This is a genomic window from Effusibacillus pohliae DSM 22757, from assembly GCF_000376225.1.
GTDB classification, from domain to species: domain Bacteria; phylum Bacillota; class Bacilli; order Tumebacillales; family Effusibacillaceae; genus Effusibacillus; species Effusibacillus pohliae.
The window spans coordinates 19,063-32,376 of record NZ_AQXL01000103.1 but is presented as its reverse complement, the minus strand read 5'-3'; the positions used below and the strand labels follow the sequence as shown (position 1 = coordinate 32,376).

Sequence of the window (13,314 nt, the reverse complement as noted above, 5' to 3'; positions counted from 1 at the left end):
GTTACGATCACCAGCCGCTCGAGTTTAACGCCAAGGAAAACCCCGATCATCTGAAATGGCTGCACACGATGATTTCCAATGCCAAAGCGTTTATCGGCGGTACTTACCATGGCTTGGCTTCCAAGCACCTGCAATCGTATTTGGATGAATTTTGCTTCCGCACCAACCGCAGACGGTTTGAAGGCCAGTTGTTCAATCGACTGCTGACAGCCTGTGTTTCAACCGACACCATCACCTACCAGAAGCTCACATCATGACCTTAGCGGAGCTAACTTGATATTCAAATTTTATTATTACGAACACCGCCAGAAAAACGGCTGGCTGATTCCGCCGGTTGAAACGTTTGTGGAAAACCTGGCGGAACGGGGCTGGGGCGGAAACTGTTACATCCTCAATTTCAACTTTGGCGAGTTGCTGCAATCCCTTGGCTTTGATGCAGCTTTGATACGCGTTCGCCCCAATCACGCAGCGATTATGGTGACATTCGAGGGAACCGCCTACTATGTGGATGTCGGATATGCAGCCCCGCTTTTTCACCCGGTTGATTTGGCAGCGGAGCCCTATCTGTCCGCTTTTGACGAGGAAATTTTCTTCAAGAAGCTGGCAGAACGACAGTTTGAAATCAACCGGAAGCGCAGCGGCGTTTCGTTTGTGACCAAGCAGATCGAATGGACCCCTTTGTCGGCGGCCGATTTTCAACTAGAAGTGGAACTTTCGTTTCAGGATACGGACGACAATCTGTTTATGCGCGGGATTCACGCCACCCTGTTCCAAGGCGGCCGTTGTTATACGCTGCGTAATGATACATTGATCGTCAAGCATTCGACCGGCAGTGAAGAACACCGATACGGAGATCGGGAAAAATGGCTGGCGATGGTCTCCGGTATCTTCGGATTTGATCGGGATCTGCTTAACCATGCGTTATCGTTTTTGGAGAAAAGGTGCCTGCCCATTTTCAAGTAGATACCAAAAGTTGGAACGCTCCTGTATACTAAAGGTAGTCGGGTAAGGGAAGGAGATCGCAATGATCATGGCGCTTTTGATTCTTGTTTTCTTGTTGTTTGCAGGTCTAACCGTTTTGGTGGGCGATCGGCCGGCTGCGGACAGCAGGAAACGATCCGCCGGATTGATCCCGCCGACCGATGGCGGAACCGGTTACATCGGAGACAGCAGCCTGTCCGATTGTCATCATCACGGTTCATCATTTGCCGGCTGGGGCGGCGACGGAGGAAGCGTGTCCGATGGAGATGAGTTCTACAGCATGCGGCCAGCATCTATCATGAAGGAGGCAGACGGGTAATGGAGATCCAGATTTTTCGCGATGTGCGCATTCCGATGCGGGACGGCATCGCCTTATCGGCCGATATTTACCGGCCGAAACAGGACGGCCGCCACCCAGCGATCGTCGTTCGCACTCCGTACGGCAAGACCAGCAAGGAGATCCATGCGAACGGGTGCTATTTTGCTGAACATGGATATGCCTATATCGTCATGGACGTCCGCGGGCGGGGCGATTCGGACGGCGAATTTGTGCCATACCGCAACGAGGCGCAGGATGGGCACGACAGCATTGAATGGGTGGCTGCACAACCCTGGTGCACCGGTGATGTGGGCACGATGGGCGGTTCCTACCTGGCCCGCATCCAATGGCTGACAGCGCTGACCCAGCCCCCTCACCTGCGGGCGATGATCTGCATAGTATCCCCGTCCGATCCGTTCGTGGAATGGCCGACCGGCATCCCGATCCCGTTTCACCTGTGCTGGCTGTACATGACAAGCGGCCGCATCATGCAAAATGTGGACGTGGTCGATTGGGAGTCGGTCTACCAACACCTGCCGCTCGTGACGATGGACGAGGCGACCGGCCGCCGCATCGAGCATTGGCGGACAGAGTTTGAACACCCGTATCTCGACGACTGGTGGAAACAGATCTGCTACCAATCCTCTTTTCACAAAATCGACCTGCCGGTCCTCCATATCTCCGGCTGGTATGACGACGAACAGGTCGGCACGCCGCTCAACTTCATCGGCATGACCCACCACGCGGCGACGGAAAAGACGAGAAACAGCCAAAAGCTGCTGATGGGCCCCTGGCCGCATCAAATCAACCGCTCGACTAAACTGGGGGAGCTCGATTTCGGTCCCGACTCGCTGATCGACCTGCGCGGCTACCAACTGCGCTGGTTCGACTATTGGCTGAAAGAGAAGCAAAATGGTATCATGGACGAACCGCCGGTTCGCATTTTCGTCATGGGGGACAACAAATGGCGGGGCGAACACGAATGGCCGCTCGCCCGGACCGTGTGGACAAAATACTATATCCACAGCCTCGGACACGCCAACAGCCGATTCGGCGACGGTTGGCTGTCGGTAGAGCAGCCAAACACCGCTTTGGCCGATGCGGATACGCAACCGGACCTCGCGAAGCCCGCGTCTCCCCGCCGCACCGATCAGGAAGCGGCAGAAGCCGCATCCGATCGTTATTTGTACGACCCGAGCCGGCCGGTGCCGTTTATTTCCGACATGACATCGGCTCAAATCGGCGGACCGGACGACTATTCGGCGATCGAACGGCGGGACGATGTGCTGGTGTACAGCACCCCACCGCTGGCGGAAGATGTCGAAGTGACAGGGCCGATCAGGATGGAACTGTATGCTGCGTCGAGTGCGAAAGACACCGATTTTATGGTCAAACTGCTCGACGTGTGGCCGAACGGATTTGCGCAGCGCTTGACGGACGGCATGGTCAGGGCCCGGTTTCGCGAAGGCATGGAACACCCTTCGCTGATCGAACCGGGCCGGATCTACAAATATGAGATCGACTGCTGGAACACGTCGCATGTTTTCAAAAAGGGGCACCAGATTCGGATCGAGATCGCCTCCAGCGCTTTTCCGAAATACGACCGCAACCCGAACACCGGCGCCCCGTTAGGGAAAGCCTCCGAGATGATCGTGGCGGAACAGACCATTTACCATTGCAAGGAGTATCCGTCGGCGATTCTTTTGCCGATCATCCCTCGCGGCAACTGATCCCCCGCAGAAAAAGCGGTCGGTTGCCGCAAGCGGACGGCTGTTTTTTCACCGTTAACCGGCTGCTTTTTCACGATTGAATTAGCTGCGAATGATCAGCGCGTACACTTTTTTCGGGCCGTGGACACCGATCGACAGATCGTTTTCGATGTCGGCGCTGCGGGACGGGCCGGTGATAAAATTGACGCCGGCCGGCAACGCGCTTTGCCGGTTCATATCGTCGAGCTTGGCGAGGACCTCGCCGATCCGGGTGACCAGCTGTTCAGCCCGAAAAATCGAGATGTGAATCGGCGGCAGCAGGCTGACTGAGCGAGCCTTGCCCGGCGATGAGAACAGACACACCGTTCCCGTATCGGCCACCGCGTAATCCACCCAGGTAATCCCCGCATCCGCTTCGTTCACCATCTGGATCATAGCGCGATCCGGCAGCTTTGCTGCCGTGACGCGACTTGTGCTCCACACTTCCACCTGTACGCCATCCCGGGCCAACGCTTCATCGATTCCCAGCTTCTCCAATTCCGGGTGGTCCCAGCGAACCAGCCGCTGCAGATTTTCTTCCTGCACCCAGCGTTTCAGTACCTCGATCGCCTGCTCATCCGAGTCCACCACTTCCGCCACGCCGGTCAGCGCTCGCCAGCTTTCGCAAAACCGCCCGATCTTCTCCCCCGTCGAAAGCCGGAATTCGCGCCAGAAGCCAGGTGCTCCCACCACATCCCGTTCCGGCTTTTGCCTGAGTGGTTCCGTCCGCCCCAACCGTTTGGCGATCCGCTCCAGAAACGCTTGTTCCTTATTCATTCCGTCCGTCCTCCTTTCCCGTCGTCCATTGCACCGCCTTCTGACGCCCTCTCTCCACCCGCACTATCAAACGCCTCACCGGCGTTCCGCTTCCCCGCCGTCAGTTCCGCCGCAATCCGGCTCCACTGTTCACGGAACGTCTGCTTCGCGGGTGACGGAAAATGGCGCGCATGCGTCCAGCCCAGCAGGTGAAGCGGCCCTTTTTCGATAAATCCGTCTTTCGCGATCAACGGCACCATCATCCGTGCCGCTCTCATCGACAGCCGGTAGCGCCCAGGTTTCGCAAAGGTACCGCTCCACGCTTTGAACGCCAGCCGTTCCCATCGGGGCGTCAAGCCCATTCTGACCTTGCGGGCGCGCAGGTGAACCAGCATGTCATGCAGCGGTATTTTCACCGGACAAGCGTCCGTGCATGCAGCGCAAAGGCTTGATGCGTAGGGCAGATCGCCCCATGTCTCCATATCGTTGCGCAGCAGCGGCGTCAGCACAGCACCGATTGGCCCCGGATACACATCGCCATAGGCGTGTCCGCCGATCTGGCGGTAGACCGGACAGACGTTCAGGCACGCGCCGCAGCGGATGCAGTTGAGAACCTCTTGGAACTCGTCATCACCCAAAATCCCGCTGCGCCCGTTATCCACAATGATCAGGTGAAATTCCTGCGCTCCGTCCAGATCGCCCGCCTGCCGCGGACCGTTCATCACCGACACGTACGTCGTGATTTTTTGTCCGGTCGCACTGCGCGGCAACAGGTTCACGAACGTCTCGAGATCCTCGAATGACGGCAGCAGCCTTTCCATGCCCATAAACGCCACATGCACCGGCGGCAGGGTCGTGATCATCCGGCCGTTCCCTTCGTTCGTAAACATGACGATTGAACCCGATTCGGCAATCGCAAAGTTGCAGCCCGAGACACCGATATCGGCCGTCAAAAATTCCTTGCGCAGCTGTTCGCGGGCGAATTTCACCAGCGTCGGCGTGTCTTCCGAAATGGGTTTTCCGCTGATCTCGGAAAATTTCTCCGCAATCTGGCCCCGTTTCTTGTGAATGGCCGGAATGATGATATGGGACGGCGCTTCGCCGAACAGCTGAATGATATATTCGCCGAGGTCGCTCTCGATCACCTTGACACTGAATTCCTCCAGTGCTTTGTTGAGGTGCACCTCTTCCGACACCATCGATTTTGATTTGAGAACGCTCTTCGCATTTTTCTCCCGTGCAATCTGCAGGAAAATATCGACTGCTTCCTGCGCGGTGTCGGCGATATGGACATGTCCGCCGCGCTTTTTGACATTTTCAATCAATTGGCCCAGGTAATAATCGAGATGTTGCACCACATGGGAGCGAATTCGTCTGCCTTGTTCCCGCCACTGTTCCCAGTTGCCCAGCGCCGCGCTGGAAGCAAGTTTGCCGCTTTCCAGCCGGTCGGTCGTAAATTTCACCGCTTTGATCAGCGCTTCGTCCGCAATCGCGCGCCGAATCCGTTCCTTAAACGGTGCCGCCGGTTTGCTGCTCATACTCTCACCTCATAGCGCGATCCGACAGCTTTGCTGTCGTGACGCGACTTGTGCCCTCTGGGTGCATAGCGCGATCCGACAGCTTTGCTGTCGTGACGCGACTTGTACTCAAAGAGTATAAGTGGCGCTTTGGCAATAAATTGCCAAGTCGCCCTATATGCCCTCTGGGTACTTCCTGCACGCCTTCCCACAACAGCTCCGCGATGTGCATCACCCGGACGGGAGACCCCTCGTACCGCAAACGGCCGCCGATGTTCATCAGGCACCCCATGTCAGTACCGACCAAAATCTCCGCTTCCGTTTCCTGTACATGCTGCGCTTTTTCCGCCACCATCGCGCCGGACACTTCGTGCATCTTGACCGCGAACGTGCCACCGAAACCGCAGCAGTCTTCCGCAAACGGCAGATCGACCAGTTCCAGTCCGCGCACATTTTGGAGCAACTGCAACGGCTCATGCTTCACCCCCATGATGCGCATCGCATGACAGGACGGGTGATAGGTGGCCGTTGCCTCGACCCGGGCACACAAATCCACTTTTCCCAGCACGTTGACAATAAATTGCGTCAATTCGTACGTCTTGTTGACAAACTTGCGAGCCTTTGCCTCCCACTTCTCATCTCCCTCAAACAACAGCGGATAGTAGTGGTGAATCATGCCGACGCACGATCCGGACGGCCCTACCACATATTCGCTTTGTGCAAACGCTTCTATCATCGTTTTTGCCACATTCTTCGCTTCATCCCGGTAACCCGAGTTAAACGCCGGCTGGCCGCAACAGGTTTGTCCCATTGGAAAATCGACCGCCACCCCCAACCAATCCAACAGCCGGACCACACTCTCCCCGACATGCGGATAAAACGAATCCGCCAGGCAGGTGATGAACAACGACACCTTCATCCGAATCTCCTCCTCTCCACGTTTCCGTTCCGTCGAAAGCGAATTGAATATGTTTATTATACCGGAAACGGCCTGCGAGTGGTATGATGACCTGATGAAAACAGCACAGCAAAGACGGCATCTCCATCCGGGTGCCGCCTCCATTGCATGCTCTCTTCCCGTTCAGCATTTGTCGCTACCTTCCAGCCTGCCTTCCCCATCGGCAAATTGGCCGTCGTTGACGATCGAGATCAGCCCCGCCTTGTCCAACTCTCCGAGCACTTCAAACAGGCTGTCTTTTTTTGCGGCGGGCAGGTCTGCCACAAACCGGTTGATCTCCTGCGCGCTGGCTTTTTTTACAAAATGAACGCCTCCGTGCTTGCTGTAGAGAGACACGATCATCACCCCACCTGAAAATGCTCTTCTCTAATGTGCCCAATCTGCCACATTTTACACACTCCCGCACGCCCGGTTCCATACGATGAAGAGAGGGCCACCGTCTACCGCAGGAACGCTTTGCGACAGGAGGTGCCAACGTGGACCCGCGAAAAACCAATGCGAAATCAAACGGCGCATTGCAGCCGGTGCCGGCCGTCGGCAAGCGCAGCCTCGGCGCTTCGTCCCGGAAAAAATCGGCCGCGCGCAAATCCAATCCGGCAGCCAAAAGCCAATCCCCCGGCTCGTCCGGATTGCCTTCGAACCTCTTTTCGATTTCCAACCTGAACAATTTGAGCGCGCTTTGCAAGCAATGCATTAAATACTTGCAGCAAGCGGACCTGTGGTTGGAAACGATGTACAAGGCGACCAACACCTTGAACGAGACCGGCATCCTGAAGAAAATCATGCAAAGCAAAGGCAAGGACTTGTCGACCGGCGACCTGGCCGGCCTGCTGATGGCGTTTATGAACACGCCGCTGGCCGACCAATTTTTTAAAGGCGGTTCGTCCGGTAATTCCGCGCCGCAGGAATCGCCACCCAAGCAAACAGCCGAACCGCACGTCCAGCCGACACTGCCGGCGCCGCAAAATCAACCTCCCGGATACCCGGCGCAGCCGCAATCCCAGTACCCGCAATACGCACCGGGGCCGGCGCAACCGCCGCATGTTCCAGCGTGGCCCGGGTATATGCAAGGCTATGGGCCTCCCCAATATCCCCCGCAACTACCCGGTTACGGGTACCCGCCAGGGGCCCAGCCTCCGCGGCCGAACGCCTAACAGGAAAGCTTCGCGTTTTCCTGCACAATGGCGTCCGCCGCAGCTCGGAGCAGATACAAAAAGACTGCGAGCGTGTCGCAGCCTTTTTTCTTATTTCAAAAATTTGTTAATGTCGTTCATCGATTGCGGATCGATTTTGCCTTGTCCGTATTTTTGCAGGATCTGTTTGGGGTCTTGCGGTTGGCCGCCCTTGGTGGCGTCTTTGTACGCTTTCATAAACTGATCCAGCCGTTCTTCACTGACTTTCAGATTGAGCGAACCGGCCAACTTTTTCGCCAGTTCTTTGACCCGATCAGCGTCTTTCCACTCTTCCGGTTTTGTATTTTTCACCTGGTTGAGAGCGTCCATGAGACTACTTTTATTCGCCTGCTGCATCCGCTCTTTCAGCACGTCCATCGCGTTGACCGGGGGTTGTGCTTTGGGCGTTTCAGCGGCCTTCGCTCGTGGTTGAGGTTTCCCGTTTTTGCGCAACTTCTTAGCCACGATTCAACCTCCTATCATCTCGTCTTGGGATATCAATACATTGTACACGGCCGGCCCCGCTTGCGACTCTTGCATCCGCCCAATGGCCCGAAAAAAACCGCTGCTGGCGCATGGATGCGGATTCGCCATCTTCTGATTTTGCGGCCGCCCATAACGTGATCCCCGGCTCCGTCGAAAACTGTAGCACGGTCCGCAGTTTTGATCCGAAATGGCGGGAAAATGGGCGATGTTCACGCCCATTTTTTGTGTTGGGCAAGTTCCCATTTTTCGATTTAGCAATACATTGGTAATGTAGTTCGCATATGGGCGATCGACAGATGCTCCAACAAAAAATCGCGAGGCTTGTGGGCCGGGCAGGCCGCCGGAACTGCCACCGTCTTCGGCAGTCGGGAGCGCTCGCAAGCCGAAAAATCAGTCAATAAGGAGTTGAGCCGCTTTGTATTACTGGACGCCTGATTACCGACAAGTGACTTATCCGTACTATCCCTATTACCAGTACGGCATCATGCAGCAGCCCGCAGTCCCGCCGACGGCTGCCCCTGAATACGGGCCGCCGATTCCGTCCGGCAAACAGTTGCCGACTGCCGCCCCGACCGGGGTCACCCCTACCCCGCTGCCGATGTATCCAGGAGCGGACGAACAGCCGATCCCCGGGTTGGAGGAATCGTACATCGAAAACATTCTGCGTTTCAACCGGGGCAAAATCGGCACGTTCTACATGACGTTTGAAAACAACACACAGTGGAACGCCAAAGTGTTCCGAGGCAGAATCGAAACGGCAGGCCGCGATCACATCATCATCAGCGATCCGCAAACCGGTAAACGCTATTTGTTGCAGATGATCAATCTCGATTGGGTGGAGTTCGACGAACCGCTTGCCTACATTCCGCCACGTCTGCCGCCTTTCGTTCAACAGCAGTTGACAACCGGAGTTCCCGGCGTGGCGGCTCCCGCACAGATGGCGCGCGATTGAACCTTTCGTGTGATCTCCGCCTCCTCCTTGCGTCTGGCTTGATGCCGGGCGTTTTTTGTTTGGAAGCAGAGAATGCCCATCCTGTTTTTTCCCTTGTTTGAATCTTAAAAAGATGGTTGCCAAGCGATCACGACTGTGTTACATTACAGACATAAACATAATTCTGTTATATAACAATAAGTCCGAAACGTTGAGGAGGAGAGAAACATGACAAGGGAACAGGCTATTCGGGAACTGGAAGAAAGTTGGAAGTCGGATCGCTGGAAAGGAGTCGTCCGTCCCTATTCGGCAGAAGATGTGGTGCGGCTGCGAGGTTCCGTCCAGATTGAACACACCCTCGCCCGGCTTGGCGCGGAGCGTTTGTGGCATCTGCTGCACACCGAGCATCATGTGAAAGCGCTCGGGGCGCTGACCGGAAATCAGGCCGTCCAGCAAGTGAAAGCCGGTCTGAAAGCGATTTACCTGAGCGGTTGGCAAGTGGCGGCAGACGCCAACCTGGCGGGCCAGATGTATCCGGATCAAAGCCTCTATCCGGCCAACAGCGTGCCGCATGTCGTGAAACGGATCAATCAGGCGCTGCAGCGGGCTGACCAAATCCAACACGCGGAAGGAAAAGGGGATATTTACTGGTTCGCCCCAATCGTGGCCGATGCGGAAGCGGGGTTTGGCGGACCGCTCAACGTGTTCGAGCTGATGAAAGGGATGATCGAAGCGGGCGCTGCCGGCGTTCACTTTGAAGACCAGCTCGCATCCGAGAAAAAATGCGGCCACATGGGCGGCAAAGTGCTGATCCCGACGCAGGCGGCCATCCGCAACCTGGTGGCGGCAAGGCTGGCGGCTGACGTGATGGGCGTGCCGACGATCATCATCGCCCGCACGGACGCGAACGCGGCTACACTGCTGACCAGCGACATCGATCCGCGCGACCGCGAATTTATTACTGGCGAACGGACGGCGGAAGGATTTTTCCGAGTACGGGCGGGGCTCGATCAGGCGATCGCTCGCGGTTTGGCATATGCCCCCTACGCCGATCTGATCTGGTGTGAAACGTCCGAACCGAACCTGGAGGAAGCACGCCGGTTTGCGGAAGCGATCCATGCACAGTTCCCTGGCAAACTGCTGGCCTACAACTGCTCTCCCTCCTTCAACTGGAAAAAGAAACTGGACGACGAAACGATCAGAAGATTCCAGGACGAATTGGGGGACATGGGTTACAAGTTCCAGTTTGTCACACTGGCCGGATTCCACACCCTCAACCACAGCATGTTCGAACTGGCTCGCGGCTACAAAGAACGTGGCATGGCGGCCTATGCGGAACTGCAGCAAGCGGAGTTCGCCAGCGAACGGTTCGGGTACACTGCAACCCGTCACCAGCGTGAAGTCGGGACCGGCTACTTTGATGAAGTGTCCCAGGTCATTGCCGGCGGCAACTCGTCGACGACCGCTCTCACCGGTTCCACAGAAGAAGAGCAATTCCAAACCGTCTAAAAAACGGGGCTGTCCCAGTACTTCAGGGGCAGCTCCATTTTTTTGACCGTCTCCCCATACTGGGGATGCTGTTCGAAAGCGTAGATGAAAAGGTTCGTATCCAATGCAATCTTTTTGTAAGGTGACAAAAACTCCCTTACTCCCAGAAAACTTTTATCTATTTTATTTATCAAAAACCTTTCAAACTCCCGTCGCGCGTCGGAAATAAAAAATAGCCGGACCGGTGTCCGACTCCCCGTTTAAACCAGTGGCCAAGCATGAACGGGAGAAAGCCCTTTTTCACTCGAGATTCGGCAGTTGTTTCACTTCTTTTTCCAGACGCTCCAAGCGTCTCTCCAATTTTTTCAACAGTTTGTCGAGTGTTCCAAAGTGATATTCCGTGTCATTTTTCACCATGTGCAAAGTCTGGAACAAAACATGCTGATTTTGCATGGCTGACTCCTCCTCTGGCATTTCCACCCCGACGCTTGATTCTCTATTACAGAATTCGCTTGCAAAAATTGTTTTGTGTCCATCGGACAAAAAAATTTTTCCCCTCACGAATGTGTATGACAGACACCAAGCAGAAAGGATGATCTGATTCGATGAAGAAGAAGCTGGCATCTGCCACACTCGCTCTGACTTTGATTGCCGGTACCACTCCGGCACTCGCGGACGAAAGCACAGCCATTTCCGGCACAGCCGCCACGAATGCTTCCACAGCGACCGCCACATCGACCACCGCCGCTTCCGGCAGTGCATCGGCTGCAGCAAGTGCCACGCCAACCGTCTCAACGGTCGACCCTGATTCCTTCCTGTATAAGTTGAGAGAATTTTTCGCCCAAATCCAGCTTGTGTTTACGTTCAAGAACCAGGCCAAGGCAGACCGCCTGCTCGCACAGGCCAACACCAAAATCGCCGAATTGCAGGCGTTGAACCAAAGCGGCAAAACGGAGTACAACGAGAAGTACATCCAGACGATCAACGAAATCCTGGAGAAAGCGCGGCAACTTTTGCGTCAGGCGAAAAGCGAGGCGGAACAAAAACAAGATACCAAGGCAAAAACGGAGATTGAGCAAAAAGAATCGGCCGAACTGGAAGTGGAAAAGCATTCGCTGACCGTGCTGAAAGGGCTGCTGGAGAAAGTTCCGGAACAGGGCAAGAAAGGAATCGAGAACGCGATCGTCAAGCAGGAAGCCAAATTGAAGTCGAATGCGGAAACCCGGGCTTCGGAGACTGCTCCCGCACCGCGGCCGATCCAGCCTGAGACCAAACAGAAAGCCGACGGGCAAATGAATGTGAACAGCAACGCGAATTTCAGCGCATCCGGCAACAGCAGTGCAAACGCGACTGCTCACATGGCCGTTTCATCGGCAGGTTCTGTGAATGTGCAAGTGCCTGCGTTGGATGAAGCAGGTGTGGCTGTGAAACAAAACAACGGTCTGCATCTCGGAGCAACCAAGCAGCAGGAGCCGAAGGCTGAGAAAGACAAAAAAGAACACGGCGAGCAGGAAAACGGCAGATAAACGGCCGCTTGCCAGCAAGCACTTGGCCAGCTACATAACCGGCCGTTCAGTCCGAAGGCAAAAAGGCATCTTTCAAGTTCTCCCTAACGGACATGAAAGGTGCCGTTTTTCTATCAGCCAGAAATCTTCTCGCAACATCCTGACTAGACTGGCAGCAGTACGATCAGGAGCGTGACAGCTCTCGCCTTCAATCGGGGAAAATCTCGGAACAGGAACTTCGCACATCACTGCGAAAACAGAAAAATAAACAGCCGCCCGATGAGCCTTGCAAAACGGGCCTTACGGCTGCGAACCGTTGTTCTGCACCCGCATGTATTTGCGGTTGGCCAGTTTGGCGGCACGGCGTTTTCGATTCAGTTCATACAGATAATACGCGACAGGATATGTGAGAGCGCCCATTACAACGGAAATCAGCGTCATACCGACAATTGTCTTTAACTGATGGTTAAGAAAATAAGCCAGCCAATAAGGCATCCAATGCGGCATGTGGATGCGAAACGGTAAGAGATGTTTGCCGATCCATAAGCCAACTCCCAACATCGGGATCGGGAGCAGCGTCATCTTCGCGATCACATGTCCGATCAGCGCGGCCGGCATCGAGCCGCGGGCCGCCCGAACCAGCGGATAAAACACAATATACACCAGCATCGCGGTGCAAATCACCATAAATTCGATACCAAATCCAATCGCGAACCCGGTTGCGACCTTTCGCGCGCCACCGGGAGACCGGAGGAGTTTCAAATACTGCAGTTTGATAGCCCGTCCGACACGCTTGATCACGGATGCTTTCGGGTTTGCCATAGGAACTCCCCCCTCATCGAAATGCTTCATACTATACTTTAGAATAATCGACCGCCGCCTCATTTGAAATACCTAAATTAATGGAAGGTCTCCTTCACGAATCCCATAAACCGCAGCACCCGCTTGGCTACCGTTGCTGTGTCACTACCGTATGGTAAAATCCAACCGCTTCCTCCAGATGCGCCCGCAAATGCGGTTTCAGATCGGCCGCTTTTTCGGCGGCGCTGTGCACGTCATATCCCGATTCCAGCAGAAACGCGTAGGTGCTGACCATCTCCAGAAATTGTGGATTTTTTTCCGACAGGCTGGCGACGACCGCTTCAGCCAGGTGGAACCGGCAGACGCCGCTGTTCTCCAGGTTCTCCTTGAAAGCTCTGCCTTTTTCGGTGATCCGGTAGACATACGCCTCGTTTTCCTTCGATTCTGCCAGCAACCCCTGCTGCACGAGAAACGCGATCTCCTCCTGCAGTTCCGCCGAATAGGGACCGAAGTGGTGATATTCGAATGTAAACGGAAAATCGGCTCCGGAACTGGTCAACAGGTGAACCATCTTCTGGAACTTTTTGCGGCCGTGAACCGAGCCGACCGCATCAAAAATTTTTAAAATCCGGTACGATGCGTCAAGCATGAT

At 55.2% G+C, this 13,314-nt stretch carries 16 protein-coding genes; 8 read left to right on the top strand and 8 right to left on the bottom strand.

Annotated features, from left to right (window positions below; translation table 11 throughout):
• The 4 genes from C230_RS19465 to C230_RS0104790 all read left to right on the top strand — a co-directional run.
• The coding region (locus C230_RS19465) for a transposase (protein WP_018130422.1) at window positions 1-257 on the top strand (257 nt) is incomplete at its 5' end.
• Window positions 258-273: 16 nt separating this feature from the next.
• Window positions 274-963 (top strand): arylamine N-acetyltransferase, encoded by a 690-nt coding sequence (locus C230_RS19460; protein WP_018130903.1) that lies wholly within the window; start codon window positions 274-276, stop codon window positions 961-963.
• Between the two features lie 61 nt (window positions 964-1,024).
• Complete coding sequence (locus tag C230_RS0104795) at window positions 1,025-1,300, top strand: hypothetical protein (protein WP_018130902.1); 276 nt, start codon at window positions 1,025-1,027, stop codon at window positions 1,298-1,300.
• Window positions 1,300-3,030 carry a CocE/NonD family hydrolase gene (locus tag C230_RS0104790; RefSeq protein WP_018130901.1) on the top strand — a complete coding sequence of 577 codons (1,731 nt, stop codon included), beginning with the start codon at window positions 1,300-1,302 and terminating at the stop codon, window positions 3,028-3,030. The genes C230_RS0104795 and C230_RS0104790 overlap by 1 nt, the downstream gene beginning before the upstream one ends.
• A gap of 81 nt (window positions 3,031-3,111) precedes the next feature.
• On the opposite strand, the gene C230_RS0104785 is transcribed toward C230_RS0104790, so the two are convergent.
• The 4 genes from C230_RS0104785 to C230_RS0104770 form a co-directional block, all read right to left on the bottom strand.
• Entirely contained in the window at window positions 3,112-3,825 is a 714-nt protein-coding gene (locus tag C230_RS0104785) for a LutC/YkgG family protein (protein WP_018130900.1), read from the bottom strand.
• Window positions 3,822-5,342, bottom strand: a complete 1,521-nt coding sequence (locus C230_RS0104780; protein WP_018130899.1) for a LutB/LldF family L-lactate oxidation iron-sulfur protein — start codon at window positions 5,340-5,342, stop codon at window positions 3,822-3,824. The genes C230_RS0104785 and C230_RS0104780 overlap by 4 nt, the downstream gene beginning before the upstream one ends.
• A 4-nt stretch (window positions 5,343-5,346) precedes the next feature.
• Window positions 5,347-6,240: a (Fe-S)-binding protein gene (locus C230_RS0104775; protein ID WP_018130898.1), complete on the bottom strand. Its 894-nt coding sequence runs from the start codon at window positions 6,238-6,240 to the stop codon at window positions 5,347-5,349.
• Window positions 6,241-6,402: 162 nt separating this feature from the next.
• The gene (locus tag C230_RS0104770) at window positions 6,403-6,621 is read right to left on the bottom strand and encodes a hypothetical protein (protein WP_018130897.1); all 219 of its coding nucleotides are present in this window, start codon (window positions 6,619-6,621) and stop codon (window positions 6,403-6,405) included.
• A gap of 134 nt (window positions 6,622-6,755) precedes the next feature.
• Between C230_RS0104770 and C230_RS0104765 the strand changes: the two genes are divergently transcribed.
• Entirely contained in the window at window positions 6,756-7,433 is a 678-nt protein-coding gene (locus tag C230_RS0104765) for a hypothetical protein (RefSeq protein ID WP_018130896.1), read from the top strand.
• A 90-nt stretch (window positions 7,434-7,523) separates the two neighbouring features.
• Here C230_RS0104765 and C230_RS0104760 read toward each other — a convergent pair whose 3' ends face one another.
• Window positions 7,524-7,916, bottom strand: a complete 393-nt coding sequence (locus C230_RS0104760; protein ID WP_018130895.1) for a hypothetical protein — start codon at window positions 7,914-7,916, stop codon at window positions 7,524-7,526.
• A gap of 436 nt (window positions 7,917-8,352) precedes the next feature.
• On the opposite strand from C230_RS0104760, the gene gerQ reads away from it, so the two are divergent.
• Window positions 8,353-8,889, top strand: coding sequence for a spore coat protein GerQ (gene gerQ, locus C230_RS0104755; RefSeq protein ID WP_018130894.1), 537 nt, complete (start codon window positions 8,353-8,355; stop codon window positions 8,887-8,889).
• Window positions 8,890-9,096: 207 nt separating this feature from the next.
• Window positions 9,097-10,377, top strand: coding sequence for an isocitrate lyase (gene aceA / locus C230_RS0104750; protein WP_018130893.1), 1,281 nt, complete (start codon window positions 9,097-9,099; stop codon window positions 10,375-10,377).
• Between the two features lie 279 nt (window positions 10,378-10,656).
• Here the strand turns inward: aceA and C230_RS22365 are convergent, their stop codons facing one another.
• Window positions 10,657-10,809, bottom strand: coding sequence for a hypothetical protein (locus C230_RS22365; protein WP_018130891.1), 153 nt, complete (start codon window positions 10,807-10,809; stop codon window positions 10,657-10,659).
• A 152-nt stretch (window positions 10,810-10,961) separates the two neighbouring features.
• Between C230_RS22365 and C230_RS0104730 the strand changes: the two genes are divergently transcribed.
• Window positions 10,962-11,882: a DUF5667 domain-containing protein gene (locus C230_RS0104730; protein ID WP_156807351.1), complete on the top strand. Its 921-nt coding sequence runs from the start codon at window positions 10,962-10,964 to the stop codon at window positions 11,880-11,882.
• Between the two features lie 279 nt (window positions 11,883-12,161).
• Here C230_RS0104730 and C230_RS0104725 read toward each other — a convergent pair whose 3' ends face one another.
• Complete coding sequence (locus tag C230_RS0104725) at window positions 12,162-12,683, bottom strand: DUF2062 domain-containing protein (RefSeq protein ID WP_018130888.1); 522 nt, start codon at window positions 12,681-12,683, stop codon at window positions 12,162-12,164.
• Between the two features lie 127 nt (window positions 12,684-12,810).
• Complete coding sequence (locus tag C230_RS0104720) at window positions 12,811-13,311, bottom strand: hypothetical protein (protein WP_018130887.1); 501 nt, start codon at window positions 13,309-13,311, stop codon at window positions 12,811-12,813.
• Window positions 13,312-13,314: the final 3 nt, after the last annotated feature.

Excerpts from the sequence above, each read along its gene's own strand:
- C230_RS0104795 (WP_018130902.1), top strand. The coding sequence starts at position 1,025 with ATGATCATGGCGCTTTTGATTCTTGTTTTCTTGTTGTTTGCAGGTCTA.
- C230_RS0104725 (WP_018130888.1), bottom strand. The coding sequence starts at position 12,683 with ATGGCAAACCCGAAAGCATCCGTGATCAAGCGTGTCGGACGGGCTATC.
- C230_RS0104720 (WP_018130887.1), bottom strand. The coding sequence starts at position 13,311 with ATGCTTGACGCATCGTACCGGATTTTAAAAATTTTTGATGCGGTCGGC.
- C230_RS0104770 (WP_018130897.1), bottom strand. The coding sequence starts at position 6,621 with ATGATCGTGTCTCTCTACAGCAAGCACGGAGGCGTTCATTTTGTAAAA.
- C230_RS0104730 (WP_156807351.1), top strand. The coding sequence starts at position 10,962 with ATGAAGAAGAAGCTGGCATCTGCCACACTCGCTCTGACTTTGATTGCC.
- aceA (WP_018130893.1), top strand. The coding sequence starts at position 9,097 with ATGACAAGGGAACAGGCTATTCGGGAACTGGAAGAAAGTTGGAAGTCG.
- C230_RS0104790 (WP_018130901.1), top strand. The coding sequence starts at position 1,300 with ATGGAGATCCAGATTTTTCGCGATGTGCGCATTCCGATGCGGGACGGC.
- C230_RS22365 (WP_018130891.1), bottom strand. The coding sequence starts at position 10,809 with ATGCAAAATCAGCATGTTTTGTTCCAGACTTTGCACATGGTGAAAAAT.
- C230_RS0104780 (WP_018130899.1), bottom strand. The coding sequence starts at position 5,342 with ATGAGCAGCAAACCGGCGGCACCGTTTAAGGAACGGATTCGGCGCGCG.
- C230_RS0104785 (WP_018130900.1), bottom strand. The coding sequence starts at position 3,825 with ATGAATAAGGAACAAGCGTTTCTGGAGCGGATCGCCAAACGGTTGGGG.
- C230_RS0104775 (WP_018130898.1), bottom strand. The coding sequence starts at position 6,240 with ATGAAGGTGTCGTTGTTCATCACCTGCCTGGCGGATTCGTTTTATCCG.